21 protein-coding genes are annotated in these 19244 nt (G+C 39.4%); 11 read left to right on the plus strand and 10 right to left on the minus strand.

Annotation, left to right across the window (positions count from 1 at the left end; genetic code table 11):
- The first annotated feature begins 45 nt into the window (after nucleotides 1–45).
- The gene (locus DK207_RS10155; protein WP_228247941.1) at nucleotides 46–924 is read left to right on the plus strand and encodes a M23 family metallopeptidase; all 879 of its coding nucleotides are present in this window, start codon (nucleotides 46–48) and stop codon (nucleotides 922–924) included.
- 54 nt (nucleotides 925–978) lie between these two features.
- On the opposite strand, the gene serA is transcribed toward DK207_RS10155, so the two are convergent.
- Nucleotides 979–2211 (minus strand): phosphoglycerate dehydrogenase, encoded by a 1233-nt coding sequence (serA, locus tag DK207_RS10160; RefSeq protein ID WP_005086963.1) that lies wholly within the window; start codon nucleotides 2209–2211, stop codon nucleotides 979–981.
- A gap of 361 nt (nucleotides 2212–2572) precedes the next feature.
- Here serA and DK207_RS10165 point away from each other — a divergent pair, with 361 nt between their 5' ends.
- On the plus strand, nucleotides 2573–3982 hold the full coding sequence (locus DK207_RS10165) for an FAD-binding oxidoreductase (protein ID WP_109441046.1): 1410 nt from the start codon (nucleotides 2573–2575) through the stop codon (nucleotides 3980–3982).
- A gap of 71 nt (nucleotides 3983–4053) precedes the next feature.
- On the plus strand, nucleotides 4054–4854 hold the full coding sequence (locus tag DK207_RS15880; RefSeq protein ID WP_213066238.1) for a hypothetical protein: 801 nt from the start codon (nucleotides 4054–4056) through the stop codon (nucleotides 4852–4854).
- Between the two features lie 92 nt (nucleotides 4855–4946).
- Here the strand turns inward: DK207_RS15880 and DK207_RS10175 are convergent, their stop codons facing one another.
- Both DK207_RS10175 and DK207_RS10180 read right to left on the minus strand, forming a co-directional pair.
- Nucleotides 4947–5261, minus strand: coding sequence for a putative quinol monooxygenase (locus DK207_RS10175; protein ID WP_109441047.1), 315 nt, complete (start codon nucleotides 5259–5261; stop codon nucleotides 4947–4949).
- Nucleotides 5262–5273: 12 nt separating this feature from the next.
- The gene (locus DK207_RS10180; protein ID WP_109441048.1) at nucleotides 5274–5864 is read right to left on the minus strand and encodes an NAD(P)H-dependent oxidoreductase; all 591 of its coding nucleotides are present in this window, start codon (nucleotides 5862–5864) and stop codon (nucleotides 5274–5276) included.
- Between the two features lie 252 nt (nucleotides 5865–6116).
- Here DK207_RS10180 and DK207_RS10185 point away from each other — a divergent pair, with 252 nt between their 5' ends.
- Together DK207_RS10185 and DK207_RS10190 are read left to right on the plus strand one after the other, a co-directional pair.
- The gene (locus tag DK207_RS10185; protein ID WP_109441049.1) at nucleotides 6117–6488 is read left to right on the plus strand and encodes a hypothetical protein; all 372 of its coding nucleotides are present in this window, start codon (nucleotides 6117–6119) and stop codon (nucleotides 6486–6488) included.
- A gap of 351 nt (nucleotides 6489–6839) precedes the next feature.
- Nucleotides 6840–8069 carry an MFS transporter gene (locus DK207_RS10190; protein WP_416224673.1) on the plus strand — a complete coding sequence of 410 codons (1230 nt, stop codon included), beginning with the start codon at nucleotides 6840–6842 and terminating at the stop codon, nucleotides 8067–8069.
- A gap of 90 nt (nucleotides 8070–8159) precedes the next feature.
- On the opposite strand, the gene DK207_RS10195 is transcribed toward DK207_RS10190, so the two are convergent.
- Nucleotides 8160–9257: an AI-2E family transporter gene (locus DK207_RS10195; RefSeq protein WP_162540220.1), complete on the minus strand. Its 1098-nt coding sequence runs from the start codon at nucleotides 9255–9257 to the stop codon at nucleotides 8160–8162.
- A gap of 338 nt (nucleotides 9258–9595) precedes the next feature.
- Here DK207_RS10195 and DK207_RS10200 point away from each other — a divergent pair, with 338 nt between their 5' ends.
- A complete protein-coding gene (locus tag DK207_RS10200; RefSeq protein ID WP_109441052.1) occupies nucleotides 9596–9997 on the plus strand; it encodes a hypothetical protein in 402 nt (133 codons plus the stop codon).
- Between the two features lie 73 nt (nucleotides 9998–10070).
- On the opposite strand, the gene DK207_RS10205 is transcribed toward DK207_RS10200, so the two are convergent.
- Nucleotides 10071–10715 (minus strand): ParA family protein, encoded by a 645-nt coding sequence (locus tag DK207_RS10205; protein WP_109441053.1) that lies wholly within the window; start codon nucleotides 10713–10715, stop codon nucleotides 10071–10073.
- A gap of 132 nt (nucleotides 10716–10847) precedes the next feature.
- Here DK207_RS10205 and DK207_RS10210 point away from each other — a divergent pair, with 132 nt between their 5' ends.
- On the plus strand, nucleotides 10848–11315 hold the full coding sequence (locus DK207_RS10210) for a Holliday junction resolvase-like protein (RefSeq protein ID WP_109441054.1): 468 nt from the start codon (nucleotides 10848–10850) through the stop codon (nucleotides 11313–11315).
- On the opposite strand, the gene DK207_RS10215 is transcribed toward DK207_RS10210, so the two are convergent.
- Nucleotides 11293–11937, minus strand: a complete 645-nt coding sequence (locus DK207_RS10215) for a class I SAM-dependent methyltransferase (protein ID WP_109441055.1) — start codon at nucleotides 11935–11937, stop codon at nucleotides 11293–11295. The genes DK207_RS10210 and DK207_RS10215 overlap by 23 nt on opposite strands.
- A 141-nt stretch (nucleotides 11938–12078) precedes the next feature.
- Between DK207_RS10215 and DK207_RS10220 the strand changes: the two genes are divergently transcribed.
- Nucleotides 12079–12642 (plus strand): hypothetical protein, encoded by a 564-nt coding sequence (locus DK207_RS10220; protein WP_109441056.1) that lies wholly within the window; start codon nucleotides 12079–12081, stop codon nucleotides 12640–12642.
- A gap of 100 nt (nucleotides 12643–12742) precedes the next feature.
- Here DK207_RS10220 and DK207_RS10225 read toward each other — a convergent pair whose 3' ends face one another.
- Complete coding sequence (locus DK207_RS10225; RefSeq protein WP_109441057.1) at nucleotides 12743–13288, minus strand: hypothetical protein; 546 nt, start codon at nucleotides 13286–13288, stop codon at nucleotides 12743–12745.
- A gap of 8 nt (nucleotides 13289–13296) precedes the next feature.
- A complete protein-coding gene (locus tag DK207_RS10230; protein WP_109441058.1) occupies nucleotides 13297–14076 on the minus strand; it encodes a class I SAM-dependent methyltransferase in 780 nt (259 codons plus the stop codon).
- Nucleotides 14077–14188: 112 nt separating this feature from the next.
- Here DK207_RS10230 and DK207_RS10235 point away from each other — a divergent pair, with 112 nt between their 5' ends.
- On the plus strand, nucleotides 14189–15460 hold the full coding sequence (locus tag DK207_RS10235; protein ID WP_109441059.1) for a hypothetical protein: 1272 nt from the start codon (nucleotides 14189–14191) through the stop codon (nucleotides 15458–15460).
- Between the two features lie 69 nt (nucleotides 15461–15529).
- Here DK207_RS10235 and DK207_RS10240 read toward each other — a convergent pair whose 3' ends face one another.
- On the minus strand, nucleotides 15530–16192 hold the full coding sequence (locus tag DK207_RS10240; protein WP_109441060.1) for a hypothetical protein: 663 nt from the start codon (nucleotides 16190–16192) through the stop codon (nucleotides 15530–15532).
- Nucleotides 16193–16783: 591 nt separating this feature from the next.
- On the opposite strand from DK207_RS10240, the gene DK207_RS10245 reads away from it, so the two are divergent.
- Both DK207_RS10245 and DK207_RS10250 read left to right on the plus strand, forming a co-directional pair.
- The gene (locus DK207_RS10245; RefSeq protein WP_109441061.1) at nucleotides 16784–17092 is read left to right on the plus strand and encodes a hypothetical protein; all 309 of its coding nucleotides are present in this window, start codon (nucleotides 16784–16786) and stop codon (nucleotides 17090–17092) included.
- 70 nt (nucleotides 17093–17162) lie between these two features.
- Nucleotides 17163–18506 carry a S8 family peptidase gene (locus DK207_RS10250; protein ID WP_109441062.1) on the plus strand — a complete coding sequence of 448 codons (1344 nt, stop codon included), beginning with the start codon at nucleotides 17163–17165 and terminating at the stop codon, nucleotides 18504–18506.
- 94 nt (nucleotides 18507–18600) lie between these two features.
- On the opposite strand, the gene DK207_RS10255 is transcribed toward DK207_RS10250, so the two are convergent.
- Nucleotides 18601–19014: a hypothetical protein gene (locus DK207_RS10255; protein WP_109441063.1), complete on the minus strand. Its 414-nt coding sequence runs from the start codon at nucleotides 19012–19014 to the stop codon at nucleotides 18601–18603.
- Between the last annotated feature and the right edge of the window lie 230 nt (nucleotides 19015–19244).

Genomic DNA, 19244 nt, shown 5'->3' on the forward strand with positions numbered 1-19244 from the left:
ATGGCATCTTGATAAGAAATAAAAATTGATAAAAAGAATAAGACGATGACTGAAATACAATCTAAAGAACAAGCTCCGCATACTCAAACAAAGTTATTTTTTAAAATATTTGCAGCAATCACGGCCATGGCGGTTTCGATGCATGCTACGGCTGCTGATCCATTACCGAATCGTCCTGCGTTTAAATTGCCCTTTCCCTGTGGTGCACAAATCGAACTAAAAACCTACCAAGGACATAGTCCTGATGACAAAAAAATTGATATGTACCGCGTTGGCATGTTTACAGGCAGTCCAATTACGGCTTCGGCTGATGGGCTAGTTCATCAATCCTTTTACCCCGGTGGTATAGAGATCCGACATGGTAACGGTTGGTTTACCACCTATATGCATATGAGTAGTCATGTTCCCGTTGGGACGCAGGTGAAACAAGGTGATGTCGTGGGTTATATGGGTGATGTCGGTTCACCAGGTATTCCTCATTTACACTATGAGCAATTATATGCACCCGGTTTAAATGATGCAGGCAACCAGCATATTGTGAATCCTGTCTTACAAGGAGAATGGTTATATATGGTGCCGAATACACCATTGATGAGAACCAGTTCGAACTGTCCAAATACTTCGCCACCACCGCCACCAAGTGGTAATAAGTATTGGGTGGATACGTGGGGCGATGCGAGTGGACGTTCTAGTCCAGGAGGAGCGGTGACGGGAACTTTATATAAAGGCACCCATTATGTGTATTGTAAGGTTTGGGGACCGAAGGTTCAAAACGCAACAGGGACCCAGTGGAACCATTGGTGGTTAAAAACAGATCTAGATGTGGGGCCGACCAATCAATGGGTTTCCGCGTATATGTTATCGCGTTGGGGTAATGATCAAGCCAAAGATAATAGTGGCGTTGTTATCCCAAACTGTCCTTAATCGTTGAGCAAAAAAATCACAGCATTGGCTGTGATTTTTTTGCAGGCAATGGACTTAGAACAATACACGTACGCGAATTGTACCTTCTACATTGTGTAGCGTATCCAAAGCTTCTTGAGATGCAGATGCATCTACATCCATCACCAAGTAACCGATATCGCCTTTAGTCATTAATGACTGACCAGAGATATTGATGCCTTGTTCAGCGAATAAGGTGTTGATCTTAGACAATACACCTGGCACGTTTTTGTGGATGTGAAGTAAACGGTGTTGACCATCAGAAAGCGGTAATGCGATTTCAGGGAAGTTCACCGCAGAAAGCGTCATACCTTTGTCTGAATATGCAACAAATTTCTCAGCTACTTCTAAACCAATGTTCGCTTGCGCTTCCATGGTTGAACCACCAACGTGTGGAGTCAAGATCACGTTGTCTAAACCACGTAGTGGTGAAACAAACTCTTCACCATTCGCTTTAGGCTCTTTCGGGAATACGTCAACCGCTGCACCTGCAAGGTGGCCTGATTTAATCGCATCTGCAAGATCTTCAATAACAACACATGTACCACGTGCTGCATTTAAGAAGATCGAACCTTGTTTCATTTTTGCAAACTGTTCTTTCTTGAAGAAGTTACGTGTAGATGGTACATCTGGAACATGTAATGAAACTACGTCAGCAGTTGCTAAAAGTTCATCCATAGAACCAACTTGACGAGCATTACCTAAAGGTAATTTAGTTACAGCATCAAAATAGATGACTTTCATACCCAAGCTTTCAGCTAAAACAGAAAGTTGTGAACCAATTGAACCGTAACCGACAATACCTAAAGTTTTGCCACGAGTTTCATACGAACCAACAGCTGATTTATCCCAACCGCCAGCATGTGTAACTTTTGATTTTTCAGGAACACGGCGAAGTAATAAAATAGTTTCAGCTAGAACGAGTTCAGCAACTGAACGTGTATTTGAATATGGTGCGTTGAAAACAGGGATACCACGCGACATCGCTGCTTTTAAATCGACTTGGTTTGTACCGATACAGAAACAACCTACCGCAATCAATTTATTCGCTGATTCAAAGATCTCTTCAGTCAATTGAGTACGCGAACGAATACCAATAAAGTGCGCATCTTTGACAGCTGCTTTTAATGCGTCGCCTTCAAGTGCAGTTTTGTGGTAATCGATATTGGTATAACCCGCAGCGTTTAAAGTATCGATAGCGTTTTGATGAACGCCCTCTAACAATAGAAAACGGATTTTATCTTTAGGGAGTGATAGATGTTGGCTCATAACGGCTCTACGCTATATCAGGTCGGTTTTAAATCGCCGTATCATAACATGTTTGATCAAAATGAGGGCGATTTGATTGCAAATTGGGGCATCGAAATACTGATCATTTTTCATGGAAATGTTGACTGATTTTCAGGTTCAACCTTGTACGATACAGTATCTTGATGCAATGCTTTATCCAATGCGCGCTTCGATGTAAAATGGATAGACCTAATGCGCTCACCTGAATATAAACGGGTTTGAGCTGTTCTGTAGTGTTGCTATATTTGAGTTATCACATCATCTTCATTTTTCTCAAGATTAGAAAAATAATGTCGTGATTCAAATGCCCTATATTTACTTCTTGCTAGGCCTATAAACGATGAATGCTTCAGTCGCTTTAACCCCTGAGTTATTGACCCAATTAACGGCAATTGTGGGTGAAAACCGTATAAAAACCGATGCCGATAGCTTGGAAAATTGGGGACGAGATCATACTAAACATTTTGATCCGAACCCATCAGTCATCGTTTTTCCTTCAAGCACTGAACAAGTTCAGTCTGTTGTCAAACTTGCCAACCAATTTAATGTCGCAATTACCCCATCAGGCGGTCGTACAGGACTTTCGGCTGGTGCGGTGGCAAGCAATGGCGAGATCGTGATTAGCTTTGACAAGATGAATCAGATCTTGGAGTTCTTCCCAGCAGATCGTATGGTACGCGTCCAAGCGGGTGTGGTGACTGAGCAACTACAGAATTATGCCGAAGAACAAGGCATGTACTATCCAGTGGATTTCGCATCAGCGGGTTCAAGCCAGATCGGTGGGAACATTGGTACTAATGCAGGCGGGATCAAAGTCATCAAATACGGTATGACTCGTAACTGGGTACTTGGCTTAACAGTTGTTACGGGTAAAGGTGACATTTTACGCTTAAACAAAGGCATGATTAAAAATGCGACAGGTTATGCCTTACAGCATTTATTTATCGGTGGTGAGGGCACATTAGGTCTGATCACTGAAGCTGAAATTAAGCTAGAGCGTCAACCACAAAACTTGCAAGTGATGGTTTTGGGTACACCTGATTTTGAGGCAGTGATGCCAGTATTGCATGCGTTCCAAAAAGAAATCGACTTAACCGCATTCGAGTTTTTTGGTGAAGTGGCAATGCAGAAAGTTTTGGACCGCGGCCATGTCCAACGCCCGTTCGAAACACAAGCACCATTTTATGTATTACTTGAATTTGAAGCGCCATATGAGCCGATCATGGACAAAGCCATGCAGATTTTTGAGCATTGCATGGAACAGGGTTGGGTGATTGATGGTGTAATGAGCCAAAGCCTTGATCAAGCGCAAAGCTTATGGCGTTTACGCGAAGATATTTCAGAGTCAATCGCACCGTTTATTCCGTATAAGAATGATATTTCAGTGCTGATTACGCATGTACCTGCATTTATCAAAGAAATTGATGCAATTGTTGCTGATAACTATCCAGATTTTGAGATTTGCTGGTTTGGTCATATTGGTGACGGTAACTTACACTTAAATATTTTAAAACCTGAAAATTTGACCAAAGATGAGTTCTTTGCCAAGTGTCAGGTGGTCAATAAATACGTATTTGATACCGTGAAAAAATATGATGGTTCGATCTCTGCTGAGCATGGTGTGGGCATGACCAAGAAGCCATATTTGGAATATTCACGTTCGCCTGAAGAAATTGAATATATGAAAGCATTGAAGCTGGCATTTGACCCGAAAGGAATTATGAACCCAGGAAAATTATTTGATCTTTAATGCTTGATTAGATAAAAGAATTTCTGCTAAAAGCGTATCGTAAGATGCGCTTTTTTATTTTGAGAATTAAAATGAATAATAAATTAAAAGATGATTTAAGACCATTAAAAGTAAAACCAAAGTACAAAGGTGATGGTGAGGATATATTTTATATAAATCAAAAACTTGTAAATAAAAAAGATGAAATGGCTTTAACTTTAATGTACATCTGTGATCGTCAGCTTTTTGGTATGGGATACAGAATACTTATGAGAGAGTTATTTGATGGAATGGGTAAAAAAAGTGGAGAACTTATTTGTCCATTTATTAAATCTCAAACAATATTACCTACATTAAGTTTTCCAGGTGATCTTGATTTACTAATTATTCCTTATGATAACGATCAACTCATTATTTCTAAAACTTTAGCAGTCGAGGTTAAAGTAATTAGGGCTAAATTTCTAAAGCAGCAGAAGTCTCCAAATGATTTTGGTTTTTCTCAAGCAAATGGATTGCTTGAAGCTGGTTTTCCGTATGTTGCAGTCCTGCATTTAATAATTTCAGATGAAAGTCCTCAAGATTATTGGAGAGAGGTTATGATGGCTCGTATTATTGGTCATGATGGTGAAGCTGAGTCGTTAGGCTTATTAAAAAAAGATATGATGCCAGTTGATCTAATCAAACGGGCATATGGGCGTTTAAATTCAAATTGCTTAAATGCTAGCATAGGATTATTGGCTTCATATCTAGAGTTGAAAGAACCTCATGGTAAATGGTTTCCCACGGGAAGACCTGCTCTCTCTAATCCTAAAAGTTCTCAAGACACTTTTGATAAAATTGCTAAGTTTTATTATAAAAATTATGAGTTCTTTATGGATACTTCAAAATGGTAGATGTATCGTTTCTTCCATATGTTAAGGCATCAAAATCCAACAGTATTAAATAGAAGATGATCAGTAAGTATCCCTTACTGAGCGCTTGTAGTTTAAACACCACTTTCCAAGATACGAACTTTCACATCAGCCACATGCGCTTTGGTCGCTTCAAAATGCTTCAGCATATGTGCCGTTTGCATATGTGCCTCAAGATGAGCGGTACTTTCCCATTGCTCTAACATCACAATGCTATTTTCATCTTGCGTCTGCATGGCAATCGTAGGTAGATGATCAATCAATGGTGCATAACCATGACAACCCTCTTCAGCTAATACGGTTGGAATAATTTTCTGGAAAGCATCTAAAACGGCTTGGCGGTGTTCTGCACCTACATGTGTCTGAATTTCAGCAATAATCGTCAACATATCATTTCTCTCTTAATTCGTTTTCGTAAAAAGCTGATCTAAATGGGCTTTATAATCTTCGATATAGCTTGGCACATTCGGCATTTTGATTACATCATTTACGATAAATGTCGGAAGTGATTCCATACCCAAGAATTGATTGGCTTTATGGAAAGGTAAATACACACCATCTACACCCACGCCGTGAAAGAATTGATCAGGGTTAGTAAACGCTTCCATTGGTGCATTCCATGTCAACGATAACATGTACTTTTTACCTTGAATCAAGCCACCTGAACCGTACTTTTTAGAAGCATCAAAACGGCTACGTCCATCGCTGGCATATAGCGAACCATGCCCAATCGTAAAAATATCATCAATGTATTTTTTCATGGTCCATGGTGCACCCATCCACCAACCCGGCATTTGATAGATCACCACATCAGCCCATAGATATTTTGCTATTTCGGCTTGGATGTCATAGTCACTGTCGGTACGTGTCACTTGTACATTATGACCTAAAGCTTTTAAATGCGATTCTGAAAAGTCAGTCAGGGTGTCATTCAACTCACCATTTGAGTGTGCGAATTGTTTAGCACCATTAATAATTAAAATATTGCTCATGGAATAACTCAAAATAGATTTCTAAAACTTGAGTGCATTCTAGAGCGCCTATTCTTGAGTAAAAACGCATAAATAAGCAAAATACTATTGACCAAAAATCAATGATTGCTTGATGAATGCTGCTTCCAAGTTCGCTCTCAGTCGCTTATATCGTAAATACAACATGGATTTGCAGCATATATACATATCACGACTAGTCGATTTATTTCTAAGGGGTAACATAAATAGATACTTTTACGAGGAGAATGAAAAATGCATAAACTTTGTATGATCTTAGGGGTAGGGTTGTTTTTGACTGCATGTAATCAACCTACGCAATCGTCTCAACAGCAAATGGATACTGAACCGAGCACAGCGATGCATGCGGTATTATCAGATCAGCCGAATTTATTTGATGAAGACAGTAATCTAAAAATAGATCAGCAATTTAATCGTGCAGAAAATCCTAGTGAAGCACAAGTGACAGTTGAACAGTCTCAACTCGATGATTCTGTGATTGCCATTCGTACAGAATATCAATTAAAACGTGATCAAACGGTGTGGAAAATCGTGAATAAGAAACAAAGTTATCAATGTGCTAGAGGGGAGAACACAGCTAACTTCCAATTTGAGTTATGCCCTTGATCCATTGATATGATTTTGAGTTGACTGAAAGATAGACAATATTGTGGATAACTTTTGGGTTATTCACATATTAAAACATTTGCCTAAATTGCGGTCATTTTTAAAAAGTGCTACAGTTGCGCGTGGAAATTTTTCCTAACGATAAAATATTTTATCAATCTCACGAAAATATATTTTTTCTTATATACACCTTGTGAATACGGTGTTTTCACATTTATTACATGCGCTCTCACAGCATGAAAATCAAAATTTAATTTAAATCTAAACCATAAAATCGTGTGGTGATGTTCCTATTTTCTTTGTATGGAAATGGGGCGCATCCGAATTGGTTGTTTTTGTGAATAGAACATGATGACGAATAATCAAAATATGACGTTAAACCGTATAACGCTCATGTTTCCTTTAGCTTTGGTGCTATTTGAGTTTGCGGTTTATATTGGTAATGACTTGATACAGCCTGCAATGCTGTCGATTACCCAAGAATTTGGTGTCAGTGCGACGTGGGCTCCTTCATCTATGTCATTTTATTTATTGGGTGGTGCCAGTGTTGCGTGGTTGCTTGGCCCCCTTTCAGATCGACTTGGACGTAAAAAAGTCCTGCTAGCGGGTGTCGCTTTCTTTACGATATGTTGCTTGTTGATTTTATTGACGCATAACATTGAACAATTCTTAGCATTGCGTTTCTTGCAAGGCATTGGTTTGACTGTCATTTCTGCAGTTGGTTACGCGGCTATTCAAGAAACATTTGAAGAGCGAGATGCCATTAAGGTCATGGCATTGATGGCCAATATTTCTTTGCTTGCGCCATTATTAGGCCCTGTACTGGGTGCTTTTTTAATTGAACATATTTCTTGGCATTGGGGCTTTGTTGCAATTGCATCAGTTTCTTTTTTGAGTTGGTTTGGTTTAAAGAAATTTATGCCATCTGTACAAGAAAGCAGAGCCAAGCAACCATTTAGTTATATCTTTGATGATTTCAAAAAGGTATTTAGTAATCGTCGTTTCTTAGGTACAAGTTTAGCTTTGCCTTTGGTTGCGATGCCATTGATGTTATGGATTGCATTGTCTCCTGTGATTTTGGTGGATGAGTTGAAGCTCAGTAGCTTGCAATATGGCTTAGCCCAATTTCCAATTTTCTTTGGTTTGATTGCAGGTAATATTGTGTTGATCAAAGTCATGGATCGCTTTGCTCTAGGTAAGACGATATTGGTGGGTTTACCGATCATGTTCCTCGGTACATTATTTCTGATTTTGGGTGTCATTTGGCCGCTGTATTTAGTGCCATGTCTATTGATTGGGATGACCTTGATCAGTTTCGGAGAGGGGATTAGTTTCTCGGTGATGTATCGTTTTGCATTAATGTCCTCGGAAGTGTCGAAAGGAACAGTCGCAGCTGCAGTTTCAATGGTGATGATGATGAGTTTCTTCCTCATTATTGAACTGGTACGTGTACTTTATACTTACTTCCACATTTGGGCTTTTGCTCTCGCAAGTGTGACCTTGATTGCTTTATGGTTCGCTCAGCCAAGACGTGTATTGAAGCATGTGATGCAAGCTCGTCAGGCCGAAGGATTGTATTAATAAAAAAGCTGAGTTGTCACAACTCAGCTTTTTAACATTGTTTGAAAAAACAGCAAGGTTGTGGATATCTTTTTAGATACCCACAACGATTTATTTGGGATCAGGAGGAACATCGAGTTGAGCAACAGGTTGCTGTTCGACATTTTCATGCAGCCATTCTCTCCAGATTGCCAGTAACACAGCCAAAATTACAGGTCCAATAAATAAACCAACGAGACCGAAACTCGCGATACCGCCTAGAACACCAAACATAATCAATAAGAATGGGATTTGGGTGGCGCCAGAGATAACTAATGGGCGGATCACATTGTCGGCACTACTTACAATTAATACACCCCAAGTTACGACGCCAATCGCTTCAACTGTTTGACCTTGCGAAAATAGCCATAGCCCAACCCCAAGATATGAAATAGGCGTTCCAAAGGGAATCAAAGCCAAGATGAATGTGACAATCGTCAGTACCATAGGGTTAGGTACACCTGCCACAAAATAACTTAAACCAGCCAAAAGCGCTTGTGCAACTGCAGTTAGACCAATGCCATAGACCACCGCACGTGTCGTTTCTGAGATCGTTTGCAAGTAATGATGAACACGTGGTCCAATCACCATTTCCAGCGCACGACTGACTTGTGCCAAGATGGTCTGTCCATCACGATAGAAAAAGAACAGCGTCATCAAGGCAAAAGCCAATTTGACCAAATTACGACTAATTTCACTCAGGACAAAGCGACCATAGCTCAAGTGACTTTGAATCCATTCCGCAATACTACGGGTGATACTATTCGGATCACCACTGAGCTCATTGAGGGTATGGCTAATATCTTCACCGATCACGGGTAAGTTTCGGATGAAGTCAGGTACTTGAATATGACCTGAGAATAATTGTTTTTGTAAATTGAGATAGAGATTACGACCCTCGAGTTGCAGTAAGAAGATCGCAAAAATAAAAGGGACCCCAATCACTAAAATGACCAGAGTAATCATAATCGTCGCATTCAGTGTAGGACGATTTTCCCCAAAAAAACGACTTTGCACCCATAGATAAACAGGCCACGTCATATAGGCAATAATCGCTGCCCAAAGAACCGGAACAATAAAATATTTGAGAAGATTAAATCCCAAAAAAATGAGGACAAAAAACAGTCCAAACAGCAAGACGCGTTGTAAGATGGGAGCGTATGGTTGCACCATAGTTTTCTCTAGTGCTGGAAATCGAATAGATTCATATTAACTGAAAAATGTAGCCAGTAAAATTTCATTCCGTAATTTCACATTTAAATATTTCGAAAGAATGAATATTAAAACTCAATGATATGCGTTAATTCACTATTATAGGATTGAATAATTAATTATATCAGCAATATTAGGGTCTTATAAAACCTTTACCGAAAATGTGTCATTAAAATATAACTGTTAACCATAGCAACATTTGCTATCGACTTTAATACAGGAGTGGATAAAGAGTTACAAAGCGGATTGTTATATTGGACGTTATACATCCATAAAGTGATTTAAGGAGCAGTTCGATGAAACAGTCAAATAATCAGAACAATTCAGCTTCAGAAGTTGATCAGGATCTTCATTCAAAACAAAATCAAGCCGATGCTACAAAAGCTGATGCGGTAGCTAACTTAGTGAACAATGATAAACTCAGTTATCAGCAAGTCGAGGGACTGACGGATAGTGATGAGTTACAGGAAGAAATGAAAAAGGCTGATATTCCTAAAAATCCTGAAAACGCTTTACAAGAACAAGGTGCGGAACGTGAACACGCCATAAAGACAAATGATGGTAGTCACGGCAATGAGAAAATCCGTAAAGCCGTTGAAAACCTCGATAGCGATGAAATGAAGCATAATTTGAAAGATGAGGACGATGATAATGATGAGCCTAGTCCAAATCCTGCGCCGTTCATCACCCCTGAATAAATTAATTTAAGCCCGTAAAGATGAATATTAATAATTCACCTTGTTTCATTCAGTCACTATGGAACAAGGTGATTTAAAACCACTCACTTGGGTCATCAACCAATTGATTTAAAACTGGCTGCCATTGGCTTTGAATCGTCACGAAATTCTTTTGAGATTTATCAAAAATACTCAAGCCTTGCATGGCGAGTGTTCCATAGGCACTTCGTTCAGAAATCCATGCCACAGGTGGATGCTCAATTTTAGTAAAAAAGTTTTGAATATCTTTAGAGCTGGCACTATTCGGCTTGACGCGATTGGCAATCAGTAAAATCTGTACTTTACCTTTTCGAATACGTTTAATCTCTTGCAAATGTTTAAGAAAGCGACGAGTACTGTCGATATCAAAAAAAGAAGGCTGGATCGGTGTAACAATCGCATGTGCTTCGCTGACCAATTGTTCAGCATGTTCACCTGAGAGTGCACCTGGCGCATCAATAATTAGATAATCCAGATTTTTGGGTGCATCACCGATTGATTTCTCATGTCGCCAGTCTAGACTTTGGATTTGCGCGACGTTTTCAGGCCGTTGTTTTAACCATTGTAATGAAGATTTCTGGTTGTCAGCATCTGCTAAAGCAACCTTATATCCTTTTTGTGATAATGCTGTAGCAAGGGTGATTGCCGTCATGGTCTTACCACAGCCACCTTTTTGATTTGCGATTAATATTGTCTTCATGAACTTAGATTTATTTAACAGGACTTTATATATTCAGCTATACCTTAGCATCTTTTTTACCAGAGTGTGTGACACATGACAAAAGTTTAATGTTGCAGTTAAATAGCAATCTTGAAGGATAAGGACGTTTTTATGTCGGTTTGGCTTGCAATGCTGATAGGGGCTTGTATCGGAGTGGTTTTGACCACCATTATTTTATCTAATAGTCGTAATGGGCGGATCCAAGCAGAGTATGAAAAATACATTGCAGAATTAGAGCTGGAACATAAACAAGCATTATTAGATGCACAGAAACGCAGTGTGAATACCAGTCGAGCTGTACTCAAAGGGAAAATGGCAGAGCAGTTTGCTCCCATCCTTCCTGAGTTTCGATATTTACCCAGTGATGCTAAGTTTTTAGGCGATCCAGTGGATTATGTAGTTTTTGATGGCTATACCGACTTTCGTGATGGGGATGGCGAAGCCGAAGATATTGAAGTGATTTTACTGGATATTAAAAGTGGCGGTGCACGCTTGAGTAAGGGACAGCAAGCGATTGCTCAAGCAGTGCAAGAGGGACGGGTACGTTTTGAAACACTCAGAATTGATTTTGAGGACTAGGTGCTTTTTGAACTCTTGCCAATAACATTTTCTGGGCAATCGTTGGGATACCTTCTGCATCAAAATATTCTTTATGGGCAAATTGAAATTTTGCTTGTAACAGCTGGCGTTCTATATCTCGGTTGAGGTGGCAGCCATCGCCAATGCGTTTTTGAATCGGCGTCAATAACGTTTGTAGCGATTGAATTTTGGTAGAGTCTGGATGTTTGACATGTTCAAGCAAGTGGAAGGTTCCGGTAGGTTTTAATACACGGAAAACCTCTGCAAGGGCTTGGTCGAGTTGAGGAATACTGCACAGAGTCCATGTTGAAACCACATGATCCAATGAGGCATCAGCAAAAGGCAGTTTCTCTGCACTCGCTTGAATATGTTTGAGATAGAAAGGTGCATGTTGAAGTCGTTCTACTGCGAGCTGATAGATATCAGGATTTGGTTCTAAAGCATATAGCGTGTCGATATTGCCATAAAACGGAATATTCAAGCCTGTGCCAAAGCCAATTTCCAAGACCGTACCTTCAATCGGCAGTAATAGCTCACGACGACGGTCCATCAGACTGGCTGTTTGCATGACTTGATTGAGTAAATGCGGAAAGATACGACGTTGATAAAATTGATAAATCATACAGCCCCTTACAACAGCACAAAAAGATGACCAAATTGAGTTTGATTGTTACTAAAAAACGCACTTTTTTTCACCATCTAAGCATACTATGAAGAAAGTTAATTTTTAAGTTTATAGCGATATTTTGAGGATGATTGAGCCATGAAAAAGCGTCTATGGATGAGTTTATGCATGGTTGCAGCACTTGGACAAACACATGCATCAAGCAATGGCGTCGAATACAATATTGCCAATGGCTTAGCACCAGTCGTGAAATACCAATCGATTTCTGTGCTTCAACCTTTTGATGGGAACTTTCGTATTCTCGGTTCTAAAGTCTATCATGATGATGAACAAGCAAAATTTTCACCGATCGATTATGCCGTGAGTTTGGATTTATTTGCAGATCCAGAAATTGCTCGGACGATTTCGGTTCGTCAGTATGATCGCTATCTCAATTGGAATATGAAAACACTTCCTGTTCCACCTGATCAAGCCATAAAAATGGTATCGAATATGCACATTATTCCCGCGAATCCTGAAGTCGCTAAGCAGATCAAACAGGTTAAGCGTGGGGATTTAGTCAACCTAAAAGGAGAGTTGGTTGAAGTGCGCGATAAAGATCTAGTTTGGACATCTTCGTTGACACCAGGAGGTGTGGGTGACGGTGCATGTGAGTTATTACGCGTAAGTTCGATTGAGTGGATCGAAAGACAGAAAATTTAAAAAACCCTGATTTTACACCCTAAGATTTTAAAGACGACAAGCCCCGAGTTAATCACAAGGGGCTTTTTTATAATGTTCAATACCGTAGATTTAATTAAATTTATTCGTTTTCAGGGGTTTGCTTGCTTCTCCAATGATGCAATTGGCTTTGTGCATGCAGATACTGATTGAGTTGATCGACCTGCTGGGCTGAGTCAGCTTGAGAATTAGGTTGATCCAAAACTTTCGCTTGATGTTCCCAATAACTATAGAGTAGACCTTGGATATAACGTCCTTGCTCAGTTTTTAGATCAAGTTCCTTGAGCATGGTCAGTGCTGATTTAACATTGTCTTTCTGGCGCTGTTGTTCGAATTCGGGAGTAAGGGTTCCTTCTTCGCGCATTTTTGCCACTTCAATTTCCATGCTGTCCGTCATCTCTGTGAAGCGCTGATCATAATCTTCTAAACGGGCAATATCAGCGGCATCATTTGCAGTATCTGGAAATTGTTTAATGGCCACTGGATTGAGTTGACCAATAGCATCCTTCACAGACTCACTGCGTTGATCGCTTGATCGAGTGGGTTCTTGTTCTTTGTTACACGCGCTGAGCATGAGAGCAGCAGTTAAAGTACAGGTGATCGCCAGCGTTTTTTTAATTTTAGACATAGTTACACTCAAGTTGATATCTTCTGAAAATGATAAGCAAAGGTACGATAAGGAAAATCAATCTGATCTTGCGGATTTAATCCCGTAAAATCAAATACAATTTGCTCAAATTTTGCCTTTAATCGTTGTTGCTCCTGTTGAGGCATGGCTGCAATAAAACTGGTCGAGAGCAAACGCTTACTGACCACTTGTTCAACCGTACCATGATGATAGAGTTGGAAGTTCTGTAGTCCATTGAATTTGAACAGTCCTTGATGTTCAAATACCTGTTTCCATTGTCCAGTATGGTAACGAGGCGTATCACCTTCGAATGGTGCAATCTCATTTGCTAGGGCTTTCACCCAATCGACTTCAACATCACGTTGATTCCAAATCAGGCCTAAATGCCCTGAGGGTGCCAACACACGATGCATTTCGGTCAGTGTCTCTAAATTTGCAAACCAGTGAAAAGATTGTGCACAAATAATGGCATCTATTGATTCATTCTCCAACGGCAATTGATCACTAAATGCTTGCAGTGAAATCACCATAGGATGACTCTGTTGTAGTTGTTGTAACATCTCTGTTACAGGTTCGATTGCAATAATTTTTGCTTGAGTTTGTAAGAGGTAAGGTAAGAATTTGCCAGTCCCAGAACCCAAGTCGATAACAGTGGAATTTTCATCTATTTGGAGTCGATCTTGCAGCCAAACCCCTATTTCTTGTGGATAATTGGGGCGCACTTGTTGATAGAGTTCAGCCCCTAAACTAAAGCCCTTCTGTGCAGCTGGATGTAAGGATTGTGTCATTTTTTGCGCTTTTTAATCTGCCGGATCTCTATAAAATAAGATACTCCGCAATTTTGGATTGGCAAAGTAAGTATTTGTTGATTCCCATCAAGGATCTTTTTTTAGTGTGAGCATGGATAAACAAATAATATTTGAAGATGATCATATTCGCGTTATTTTTTTAAAAGGTTCAAGTGATACTTTAGTAGTTTCGTTTGGCGATTTGATTAGTCGCGCTAAAGGCATGTCCATCAATGCTGAAAAATCATTAATAAAATATCAATATAACGTGATCGGCATCATGCCGAAGCAGAAAACATGGTTTCCTAAAAGTAGCATGCTTAACATGCAGCAACAGATTCAACCGTTTTTAGCACAGTTTAAAGAGCGAGTGGGCTACGGTGGCTCGATGGGTGGCTATGCCGCCATTAAATATTCAAATTTATTGAATATGCAAAAAATTGTTGCTTTCGTACCGCAATACACCATTGATCCTGATGTGGTACAAGATCGCCGTTATGCAGAATTTTTTGATGGATCAATTCATCAACATATGGAAATTCAACCTGATGAAGTCGATTCATCTCGTGAATATATTATTGTCTATGATCCGTATTTTGCCGAAGACAAAGAACATTTTTTAAAAATTAAACCATTATTGCCTCAGATGCATGTGATTCATTTGCCCTTTACAGGACATGAGGCACTTTCTGTTCTGGCGAGTTCGGAATTACTCAATGATTTTGTAGAAAAACCATTTGATATTACCTATTTCTATAAGCGGGTTCGGCAAGTTAAGAAGCAAAGCAAGTTTTATTACCGCCATGTGCTTGATGCTTTGTTGCCTCGACATCATCATGCTTTATTGAAGATTTTAGAAAAGAATGATCTCCAGTTAGATGAACGTTACTTTGATGCGACGATGAAACAAAAACTCGTGCAGCAATTGTTTAGATTGAAACAAGGAACTGAGCAGAATTTAGTAAAATTAGGTGCATTACCCCATTTTGTGCAACAAAATGGGGCGGGCAGTCCAAAAATTAGCACAGGACAGCAGGAATTCTTGGTTTTTAATCTGGTGAGCTTAAAACTCGAAAGCTATACAGCAGATGTGATTGCTGCACAGTCGCAATATTTGCTCCCTTTAAATGGGAAAAGCACTGCCTTGATCGAGTTGGAATTGAATGGTGACCATTATTTATTGACGATGAATGATCGTGGTATCCATAAATTGATCGCTTTGGGTGACCCACTGCCTTTGGATCAAACTCCCTTGATTTTTAAGCAATATGCTGAATTTTGCAGTGTGAGTTATAAGCAACTGACTTTGTCTTGTGATGGGCACGGCTTAACTCATTTTATTGAAAATAATGTGGATGAACAGACCAAGTTACATTTGGTCTAAATGAGAAATCCGAAGCAATAAAAAAGCCTTTTGAATCGTCAAAAGGCTTTTTTTGTTGAATAGGTGAGCTTAGTTTGCACCCACTTTAGCATTGGTGTTCACATTTGCATTTACACCTAATACTTTTACGCCAACATTCGCACCCGCTTGTGCTTGTTTCTTGTCTGCATTTAGACCTGTTTGTGCTTGTACAGAAGAGTTACCAACATGAACGCCAGCCTGAGTATTTAGACCAACTGATTTTGTCTCAGCTTTACGCTCTTGATAACGTTGTTTTGCTTCTGCACGCTTTTCAGCAGAAATGGCTTTACCGTCAGCAGCATGATTTTCATGCGCTGATTTTCTTGCTTCGATACGTTGTTTAACATCCGCAGTCTTTTCAGCAGCTAAAGCGCGACCATCCACTGCTTTATCTACAGCGTAGTTGGTGCCATTTTTAACGGCAGTGCCAGTGGTATGTACAACAGATGAACCAACATTTGCAGCAGCTCCCACTGTTTTCTGGGTAGCATTAACCCCAGTATTTACAGCGGCATGACCAACATGATTGGCTGCCTGACCTACACCTTGTGCTGTATTTTTGACTGCACCTGTAACGCCTTTAATTAAGCCGTTTGGCTGTACAGAAACTTGTGCTGAGCCACTTGCATTTGCACCCACGTTTTGTGCAAAAACAGATGCAGAAGCAAGGATAGTTGTTGTCACGATAGCTGTTTTGATCATTTTTTTCATTGCGGTTTCCTTTAGTGATGTGCCACATCAAGGCACTTCGTAATCGCAATTGCATCATAGCGATCAAAAAGGAGAAAGCTATGGATTTCAGCAAAACTTTACAAGCACGTTACAGCAAAAACACACTTTAGCGATAAATTGTGGAGAATGCTTAAACCCATAAATATGTGAAATATATAATTTTAAGTAAAATTTAAATGAAGAAATATTTTATAAATGAGTAGGTCCTATCCTCAGCCACTTTGATAAGAAAAATTAAAAAATAAGAGGCGTGTTGTGCTCTTTTAACTCAACTTTAAATTAGATGAAAAAATGGCATTTTTATTGCTTGGTATAAAAACATGGAAAATTTATTTCGGATTTTTATTAAATATTTTGATCTAGACAGAAAACTTTTCATCTCTCAAACCATTTTTACTTTGAGGTAATCGCCGTCTAAAAGCCAAACGTTATAACAATTTGCATTTAACTGATTTGAATGTTTGTAAAATATGAAAATTAATGTGAATATTAATGTTAATAATTATTGGTTAATAGATGATTAAAACAAAACCTTGCAATAAGCAGTAAAAGAAACATTGGAGCTTATAAATGAAAATGATTGCAGCATTTTTACTCTTATTGGTTGGATTGGGCGTAATCGTGCTTTATTTCCAGCCATCTGATCCACTGACTTCATCAAATGATCTGTATATCCATCAGATAAAAGATGAGTATCTTGAAGTTTCTTCCAAACCATTTAACCAGCAGGAGGTGAGCCAAACAAAGATTAAAACAACAACTTTAAATCAAACTGATACATCGGATGAGGAGGCTCAATTTTATAACACCAAAAGTGATCCAGCGATTCAACCGATAGATCCAGAAACAGATCCAGCAAATCAAATTAAAACACTTTAATCATTGCATGGTCTTTATCCAAGACCATCAGTGATAGCTGTTCTTTATCCAAGAACAATGGAGATAAAAATTGAAAAATAAAACCTTATTATTACTAAGTTTATGTATTTTATACAGTACCCATGCAGCAGCAGGACTAAGCGCAACTCAGTTAAAGCAACAGTTGGATTCAACAGCTTTAGCTAAAGTTGCCAAAGGCAAGATTGACCTTAACGCTTTGGTGAACAATGAGTCAAATGATTTACTCATTGAATATGAGACGAATTTTTCTCATATTTCCCCAAGTGCGGAAAAGCGGAGTTATATTGCTGAGGGAAAAACCCAGTTTAAAGCAAAATTTGCTAAAGCTTCTGGTTTCCAGACGTTACGTGAATTCAATGGAATACCGATGGGGCTCTATCGAATTCAAGACCGAAAGACACTGGCTCAGGTTCTAAATGATCCTTCGGTCAAAGGGGTATATCCGAATCGTAAAAATACACCGACCACGATGCAAAGCTTACCTTTAATCAATCAACCTCAAGCTGCCACTAATGGCTTTACAGGAGAAGGTTCGAGTGTGGTGGTGATTGATACTGGGGTGAATTACAAACACTCGGATTTTGGCTGTACTGCAGTGAATACACCTAGCGCAACCTGTCGTGTGGTGTATTCCTTTGATAGTGCACCCGATGATGGGAGTCTAGATGATGATGGGCACGGCAGTAATGTTGCTGCAATTGTTGCTAAAGTTGCGACTAAAACCAAAATCATTGGTATTGATGCATTTAGAAAGGTCAGATCCCAAGGACAATGGGCCAGCACAGCCTATGATAGTGATATTCTCGCAGGTGTAAATTGGGCAGTAAATAATGCTCAAGCCTATAATATTAAAGCGATTAATATGAGTTTGGGCGTGCCTGGAGTGAAATATACCTCAGAATGCCAAAACAGTAGTTACGCAACTGCCTTTGCCAATGCACGTGCAGCCGGGGTTGTTCCTGTCGTCGCATCTGGTAATGATGGATTTGCTGATGGGATATCTTCACCAGCATGTGTGGCAGGTGCCGTGAGTGTAGGTGCTGTATACGATAGTAATCTGGGAAGTTTAGCGTGGAGTAATTGTACTGATAGAACTACAAATGCGGATAAGGTTACTTGTTTCAGCAATGGTGGTTCACTGGTCACTTTACTCGCACCAGGTGCATTGATTACCGCAGGTGGTGAGACACAAGGTGGAACATCACAAGCTGCACCGCATGTGGCAGGGGCGATAGCATTGTTGCGTGCCAATAGTGTGAGTCCAACGGAAAGCATTGATCAAACTATTCATCGCTTGAGAGTCACAGGCAAGTCAGTTACCGATACGAGAACTGGTTTGGTCTTCCCGCGTATTGATGTATTGGCTGCAAGTAACGGCTTATCATCCAATTAAGGTTAATTTTTTATAGTTTAAATTGATCTAGAGTACGTTTAAAAGTGCCATAACTCGTTGCATGATCTTAATCTGCAACGAGTTTTTTTAATTATTAATGACATTTAGCTAAATTGTCAGCACTAAAATTACTTTGCAGCTTCTTAAAATTTGCTTGAATGGCTGGTTCTTGAATATTAAATATGGCGGATGTTTGAGTTGGTGAGCTTAGATTATCCGAATACTGTTTTGTATTCGTGCTCGCTGAAATTAAGCCTTGACGGTTAAAAATCCAATGTTCCACAGCTTGCCCTCCTTCAAAATTGCCTGTGAATTCGATGAAGCAATTTTTGGGTTGTTGGATGAGTCGAGCGGTATTGTTTTCGGTCGTAGGGGTTGCTTCGATATTTTGAACTTGTTCTAAAATTTGAGTAGCTGTAGTTGTCTGGATCGGAGAGGAAGAACAGCCTGTAAAGATAAGGCTTGTGGTGATTGAAAATAAAAGTGCTTTTAACGGCGTTACATTCATATGCGAAATTCCAGTTCTATAGATATCAATCATTTCAGTGTGTCGGCAAAGCGAGTTAAGTTCAATTTAGTTTTTGAAATGGCCATGTAAATTTATAATGAATTCTTTGGAAAAGATAAAAATATAATGAGCAATTTGTATCAAAAATGACCATCGGAAAGGTCAGTCCGGTTAATGAACTTATTTTTAGTTTATGCCATGTTGTATGCGGAATGAAAATAAGGGAAAAC

This window comes from Acinetobacter haemolyticus, from assembly GCF_900406815.1.
GTDB classification, from domain to species: Bacteria; Pseudomonadota; Gammaproteobacteria; order Pseudomonadales; family Moraxellaceae; genus Acinetobacter; species Acinetobacter haemolyticus_A.

Excerpts from the sequence above, each read along its gene's own strand:
- DK207_RS10155 (WP_228247941.1), top strand. The coding sequence starts at position 46 with ATGACTGAAATACAATCTAAAGAACAAGCTCCGCATACTCAAACAAAG.
- serA (WP_005086963.1), bottom strand. The coding sequence starts at position 2,211 with ATGAGCCAACATCTATCACTCCCTAAAGATAAAATCCGTTTTCTATTG.
- DK207_RS10165 (WP_109441046.1), top strand. The coding sequence starts at position 2,573 with ATGAATGCTTCAGTCGCTTTAACCCCTGAGTTATTGACCCAATTAACG.
- DK207_RS15880 (WP_213066238.1), top strand. The coding sequence starts at position 4,054 with ATGAATAATAAATTAAAAGATGATTTAAGACCATTAAAAGTAAAACCA.
- DK207_RS10175 (WP_109441047.1), bottom strand. The coding sequence starts at position 5,261 with ATGTTGACGATTATTGCTGAAATTCAGACACATGTAGGTGCAGAACAC.
- DK207_RS10180 (WP_109441048.1), bottom strand. The coding sequence starts at position 5,864 with ATGAGCAATATTTTAATTATTAATGGTGCTAAACAATTCGCACACTCA.
- DK207_RS10185 (WP_109441049.1), top strand. The coding sequence starts at position 6,117 with ATGCATAAACTTTGTATGATCTTAGGGGTAGGGTTGTTTTTGACTGCA.
- DK207_RS10190 (WP_416224673.1), top strand. The coding sequence starts at position 6,840 with ATGACGAATAATCAAAATATGACGTTAAACCGTATAACGCTCATGTTT.
- DK207_RS10200 (WP_109441052.1), top strand. The coding sequence starts at position 9,596 with ATGAAACAGTCAAATAATCAGAACAATTCAGCTTCAGAAGTTGATCAG.
- DK207_RS10205 (WP_109441053.1), bottom strand. The coding sequence starts at position 10,715 with ATGAAGACAATATTAATCGCAAATCAAAAAGGTGGCTGTGGTAAGACC.
- DK207_RS10210 (WP_109441054.1), top strand. The coding sequence starts at position 10,848 with ATGTCGGTTTGGCTTGCAATGCTGATAGGGGCTTGTATCGGAGTGGTT.
- DK207_RS10215 (WP_109441055.1), bottom strand. The coding sequence starts at position 11,937 with ATGATTTATCAATTTTATCAACGTCGTATCTTTCCGCATTTACTCAAT.
- DK207_RS10220 (WP_109441056.1), top strand. The coding sequence starts at position 12,079 with ATGAAAAAGCGTCTATGGATGAGTTTATGCATGGTTGCAGCACTTGGA.
- DK207_RS10225 (WP_109441057.1), bottom strand. The coding sequence starts at position 13,288 with ATGTCTAAAATTAAAAAAACGCTGGCGATCACCTGTACTTTAACTGCT.
- DK207_RS10230 (WP_109441058.1), bottom strand. The coding sequence starts at position 14,076 with ATGACACAATCCTTACATCCAGCTGCACAGAAGGGCTTTAGTTTAGGG.
- DK207_RS10235 (WP_109441059.1), top strand. The coding sequence starts at position 14,189 with ATGGATAAACAAATAATATTTGAAGATGATCATATTCGCGTTATTTTT.
- DK207_RS10240 (WP_109441060.1), bottom strand. The coding sequence starts at position 16,192 with ATGAAAAAAATGATCAAAACAGCTATCGTGACAACAACTATCCTTGCT.
- DK207_RS10245 (WP_109441061.1), top strand. The coding sequence starts at position 16,784 with ATGAAAATGATTGCAGCATTTTTACTCTTATTGGTTGGATTGGGCGTA.
- DK207_RS10255 (WP_109441063.1), bottom strand. The coding sequence starts at position 19,014 with ATGAATGTAACGCCGTTAAAAGCACTTTTATTTTCAATCACCACAAGC.